This window comes from Atlantibacter sp. RC6, assembly GCF_014193285.1.
Taxonomy (GTDB): domain Bacteria; phylum Pseudomonadota; class Gammaproteobacteria; order Enterobacterales; family Enterobacteriaceae; genus Atlantibacter.
This window is the reverse complement of the sequence record NZ_JACHZE010000019.1, coordinates 1-4,970: the sequence shown is the minus strand read 5'-3', so window position 1 is coordinate 4,970 and position 4,970 is coordinate 1. Positions and strand designations below refer to the sequence as shown.

Genomic DNA, 4,970 nt, shown 5'->3' with positions numbered 1-4,970 from the left:
ATACCACGAGCTTTTTCTTCCGGCGCGTTATCGATCTGATCGAATGCACGAGCAGAACCACCGTAGGTTTTAGCCAGAACGGTAGTGATGGCAGCGGTCAGCGTTGTTTTACCATGGTCAACGTGGCCGATAGTACCGACGTTAACGTGCGGTTTTGTACGTTCAAACTTTTCTTTAGACATCGATTGTCCCTCTAAGACACGGATAAATCGGTGATATCACCACATCAACCAGGCAGTAGCCTGAATTTGCTGAATATAAACAGAAAAGAAGCAGGGAGGAAAAAAGAAGTGGTGCTGATAGGCAGATTCGAACTGCCGACCTCACCCTTACCAAGGGTGCGCTCTACCAACTGAGCTATATCAGCACATCTGGAGCGGGCAGCGGGAATCGAACCCGCATCATCAGCTTGGAAGGCTGAGGTAATAGCCATTATACGATGCCCGCATCCTGGAACTCGGCTACCTGATTCTTCTGTTGTGAATATGAAGAGAAGCCCTTCACTATTCGAGCCGATTCGCTGAGCTTATCGTCTCGGGTTACGCAGCGCGCAACCTAAAATGGTGGTGGGGGAAGGATTCGAACCTTCGAAGTCGATGACGGCAGATTTACAGTCTGCTCCCTTTGGCCGCTCGGGAACCCCACCGGGTACTTGATGGTGCCGGCTACCGGAATCGAACTGGTGACCTACTGATTACAAGTCAGTTGCTCTACCTACTGAGCTAAGCCGGCATCAAGTAGCGCGCATTCTAGGAACTGCCGGGCCTGCATGCAACAAAAAAATTGCATAAAACGCTCTACCGCTCACATTTTGAACTAAGCCCGTCACTTCTGGCACTATTTTGACCAGCGAAGCGTAAGAAATAATCACAATTTGCGCGTCAGGACGCACAATGATTGTGCATAACCAGTCGATGTACGCCTTTCGATGAAGCATCCGCGTGGCGAACTTTGCCCGTTTTGGCTTATTGAGCGTTTTTTGGGGGTTGGATCACATATTGCATAATCATCCTGTGTCCTGTGATCCGGAGGTGCCGCTATGAAAATTATCGCCTTAAACGCATCCACACTCCCCGTATATTGCCGGGAACTGTCAATGGTGCTGTTAGATGTATTGGCTGACGGCAGCCTGCCCGGCTATCAGCAATCCATGAGTCGGGAAGAAGCGGAAAGCGCGTTTTACCGCCTTCGCGATGCGTTAAGCAAACAGGAAACGCTGATATGGATTGCCAGAGATGAGTCCGGCGTCATGGGATACGCCCGTCTGGATCTGTGTGCAGACGCCGATGGGTTGAATCGCGCCGAGATCAAAGGCGTGATGGTGCATCGCCGCGCTCGCCGTCTGGGAGCAGGCAAGAAGCTTATTCAGGCAGTAGAAGAGGCGGCGTCTCAGGCCCGGCGCGGGTTGCTTTATCTGGATGTGCAAGCCGGTACAAAGGCGGAAGCCTTTTGGCGAGCCGTAGGGTATCGCTGCCTGGGCGAGATGCCGGATTATGTCTGCTCTGGCGACGGCTATTGCCACTCTGCCGTGATTTACTACAAACGCTTGTTTGCGACGCATCCCTATCCTCGCGCCGTAGCGAGTTAGGGCAGATAAACGTGATGCTTTCACAGGAAAGCATCACTCCTTTTGATTTTTTCTTCTTATTCTTTGCATTCTGGTGTTACCCTCCTGCCCATCGTTGAAACTGATATCTATGGCGTGTCACTGGCCGTTTATAAAATGAAACGAACCAGCCAGAGCGTTCATTCTTGTCCGCAATGACAGGCAAACACATGCTGAAAAGTAATACAGAGCAAACAATAATGACTCCTTATCTTCAGTTTAACCGGAGCCAGTGGGCTGCGCTTCGTGACTCAGTCCCAATGACCTTAACTGAAGGCGAAATTGCGCGTTTGAAGGGTATTAACGAAGATCTCTCGCTGGATGAAGTGGCTGAGATTTATTTGCCCCTGTCGCGTTTATTAAATTTCTATATCAGCTCGAATCTTCGCCGTCAGGCGGTGTTGGAACAATTTTTAGGCACTAACGGGCAACGCATTCCTTATATCATTAGTATCGCCGGCAGCGTTGCCGTCGGGAAAAGCACCACGGCGCGCGTGCTTCAGGCGCTATTGTCTCGCTGGCCGGAACATCGTCGCGTTGAATTAATTACCACCGATGGCTTTCTGCATCCTAACCAGGTGCTTAAAGACCGGAATCTGATGAAGAAGAAAGGATTCCCGCAATCTTATGATATGCACCGGCTGGTAAAATTCGTTTCCGATCTCAAGTCCGGCGTACCGAATGTGACGGCTCCGGTTTATTCCCATCTCATTTATGATGTTATCCCTGATGGGGATAAAGTTGTGACCCAGCCAGATATATTAATCCTTGAAGGATTGAATGTATTGCAAAGCGGCATGGATTATCCGCACGATCCGCATCATGTATTTGTTTCTGATTTCGTCGACTTTTCTATTTATGTTGATGCCCCGGAAGATCTCTTACAGACCTGGTATATCAACCGCTTCTTAAAATTCCGCGAAGGGGCATTCACTGACCCGGATTCTTATTTCCATAATTACGCCAAACTTTCTGAAGAAGAAGCAGTTAACGTCGCCACACAGCTGTGGAAAGAAATCAACTGGCTGAATCTTAAAGAGAATATTCTTCCAACCCGTGAGCGCGCCAGTTTGATTATGACTAAGAGCGCCGATCACGCGGTTGAATGCGTCAGACTGCGGAAATAAAAAAAGGGAGCAAAGCTCCCTTTTTCTTATCCTGCGCTACGTAATGATATTTCGCCGCCAATCCAGGGTTTAACCACGCCATCCTGCTCCAGTAATAACGCGCCCTGCTCATCAATCCCCCGGGAAATACCAAAAATTTCTTTCTCGCCAATAATCAGTTTCACCGGGCGATGAATAAAGTTATCCAGTTTTTCCCAACGGCCCAGGAACGAAGCCAGTCCATCCTGCTCGAAGATTTTCAGTGCGTTGCGCAACTCATTAATAAGCCGGACGGCAAGCTTATTGCGATCAATATGAATGCCCGCTTCCTGCAAGTTAATCCACCCCTGGTTAACCACCTCTTCTTCGACCCGACGCATCGCCAGGTTGATGCCTGCGCCGATAACAATCTGCGCCGCGTCGCCAGTTTTGCCGGTTAACTCCACCAGGATCCCGGCAAGTTTACGGTCATGGAGATAAAGATCGTTTGGCCATTTTACGCGTACCTGATCGGCGCCCAGCTCATGCAGAACTTCAGCCATCACGATACCAATAACCAGACTTAAGCCGATCGCCGCAGCGGGCCCCTGCTCAAGGCGCCAGTACATCGATAAATAGAGATTCGCGCCAAACGGCGAGAACCATTTACGACCGCGACGGCCACGACCCGCTTGCTGATATTCAGCAATACATGCATCGCCAGAAGAGAGGCTTGCCAGGTGGTCCAGAAGATACTGGTTGGTTGAATCGATAACCGGTAATACGCTGACCGAGCCAGCATCGATTTGGCTAAGAATTAACGCCTCATCCAGCAACTGGATAGGTTCGGGAAGGCTATACCCTTTCCCCGGGACGGTAAACACATCCACGCCCCAGTCGCGCAGCGTCTGGATATGTTTATTAATCGCCGCACGGCTCATCCCTAATTTTTCGCCCAGTTGCTCGCCCGAGTGGAATTCGCCATCAGCAAGCAGAGAAATAAGCGTTAAGGGTATTTTATTATCCTTCATGAAATTTTCTCCACGGCATTCACTTCACCGGTTCGGCCAATAAAACGCACTTCCGGCTCTAGCCAGATGTTAAATCGCTCACCGACACGTTGTCGCACGTCATGCGCCAGGTTCACAACATCATTACTCATCGCATTATCTACATTGACTAATACCAGTGCCTGTTGGCGATGCACAGCCGCGCCGCCCACCTGATAGCCCTTTAGCTGGCATTGATCGATTAGCCAGCCCGCAGCGAGCTTAACGCTGCCGTCAGCCTGCGGATAATGAGGCATACGGGGAAAGTGCTCAATGAGTCGGGTTGCCAGTTCCACACTGATGACGGGATTCTTAAAGAAGCTACCCGCATTGCCCTGAACGCGAGGGTCGGGCAGTTTTGCTTGCCGCATATGGCAAACGCTATGAAACACGTCTTGTGGGGTGGCAGTAGCAGGATCCAACTGGGTCAGGTCGCCGTAGGTCAGTACAGGTGCCCAACGTTTGTTCAGGCGTAGCCCTACTGCGGTAATCGCGTAGCGGTTCTGGTACTCGTGCTTAAAGATGCTGTCACGGTAGCCAAAGCGGCAGTCTGCCGCCTCGATGCGTAAAATATTGCCCGTTTCAAGTTCAACGCAATCGACGTATTCACACACGTGCTTAAGCTCAACGCCATAAGCGCCAATGTTCTGGATCGGTGACGATCCCGCGCATCCGGGGATAAGGGCCAGGTTTTCCAGTCCGGGCATTCCCTTATCGAGCGTATATTCGACCAGCTTGTGCCAGTTTTCCCCTGCCCCTGCGTGAATATGCCACGCCCGATCTGTCTCAGTGACGGTGATGCCCGCAATGCGATTAACAATCACCGTGCCGTCGAAGTCCTCAAGAAAAAGAACATTGCTGCCCTCTCCGAGAATCATTACCGGCTCGCCCTGTCGTGCTGACTCAAGCCAGGCTTGCTGTAACGACTCGGGTGTCGTCGCCTCAATCAGCTTTTTAGCGCTGCATTCCAGATTAAAACTATTAAAAGGTTTGAGGGAAGTACGCATGATTTTTTCCTGATACAACGATCCCGCTAGTTTACCCGATCGCGCATCGTAAGGCTTGTATCGTGGTTTGATTGGTGGAGATCGGAGGCAGGTTTCAGCGCTTTGGTGGGGGCGTCCAGGCGAGTTTGCTGGATAGCAGACAGCAAAAAGCCCATCCGTGAGGATGGGCTTCTGCGTTGTTTGATGCCTGGCAGTTCCCTACTCTCGCATGGGGAGACCCCAC

5 protein-coding genes and 4 tRNA genes are annotated in these 4,970 nt (G+C 50.9%); 2 read left to right on the top strand and 7 right to left on the bottom strand.

Annotated elements, in window-relative coordinates:
• From FHW74_RS22710 to FHW74_RS22690, 5 genes are all read right to left on the bottom strand, one after another.
• Nucleotides 1–182, bottom strand: a 182-nt coding sequence (locus FHW74_RS22710) for a GTP-binding protein (RefSeq protein ID WP_010287081.1), incomplete at its 3' end; no start/stop codon positions are given.
• A gap of 109 nt (nucleotides 183–291) precedes the next feature.
• Nucleotides 292–367, bottom strand: a tRNA-Thr gene (locus FHW74_RS22705).
• Nucleotides 368–372: 5 nt separating this feature from the next.
• Nucleotides 373–447: transfer RNA gene (locus FHW74_RS22700), tRNA-Gly, on the bottom strand.
• Between the two features lie 114 nt (nucleotides 448–561).
• Nucleotides 562–646, bottom strand: a tRNA-Tyr gene (locus FHW74_RS22695).
• 10 nt (nucleotides 647–656) lie between these two features.
• Nucleotides 657–732, bottom strand: a tRNA-Thr gene (locus FHW74_RS22690).
• Nucleotides 733–1,039: 307 nt separating this feature from the next.
• Between FHW74_RS22690 and FHW74_RS22685 the strand changes: the two genes are divergently transcribed.
• Nucleotides 1,040–1,588, top strand: a complete 549-nt coding sequence (locus tag FHW74_RS22685; protein WP_183172521.1) for an N-acetyltransferase — start codon at nucleotides 1,040–1,042, stop codon at nucleotides 1,586–1,588.
• Nucleotides 1,589–1,776: 188 nt separating this feature from the next.
• Nucleotides 1,777–2,733, top strand: a complete 957-nt coding sequence (gene coaA, locus FHW74_RS22680; RefSeq protein ID WP_201743191.1) for a type I pantothenate kinase — start codon at nucleotides 1,777–1,779, stop codon at nucleotides 2,731–2,733.
• Nucleotides 2,734–2,759: 26 nt separating this feature from the next.
• Here coaA and birA read toward each other — a convergent pair whose 3' ends face one another.
• On the bottom strand, nucleotides 2,760–3,722 hold the full coding sequence (gene birA, locus FHW74_RS22675) for a bifunctional biotin--[acetyl-CoA-carboxylase] ligase/biotin operon repressor BirA (protein ID WP_183172520.1): 963 nt from the start codon (nucleotides 3,720–3,722) through the stop codon (nucleotides 2,760–2,762).
• On the bottom strand, nucleotides 3,719–4,747 hold the full coding sequence (gene murB / locus FHW74_RS22670) for a UDP-N-acetylmuramate dehydrogenase (RefSeq protein WP_183172519.1): 1,029 nt from the start codon (nucleotides 4,745–4,747) through the stop codon (nucleotides 3,719–3,721). The genes birA and murB overlap by 4 nt, the downstream gene beginning before the upstream one ends.
• Nucleotides 4,748–4,970 lie beyond the last annotated feature (223 nt).

What these genes read in the sequence shown, in the direction of transcription:
- birA (WP_183172520.1), bottom strand. Translation starts at nt 3,722, where the DNA reads ATGAAGGATAATAAAATACCCTTAACGCTTATTTCTCTGCTTGCTGAT.
- murB (WP_183172519.1), bottom strand. Translation starts at nt 4,747, where the DNA reads ATGCGTACTTCCCTCAAACCTTTTAATAGTTTTAATCTGGAATGCAGC.
- FHW74_RS22685 (WP_183172521.1), top strand. Translation starts at nt 1,040, where the DNA reads ATGAAAATTATCGCCTTAAACGCATCCACACTCCCCGTATATTGCCGG.
- coaA (WP_201743191.1), top strand. Translation starts at nt 1,777, where the DNA reads ATGCTGAAAAGTAATACAGAGCAAACAATAATGACTCCTTATCTTCAG.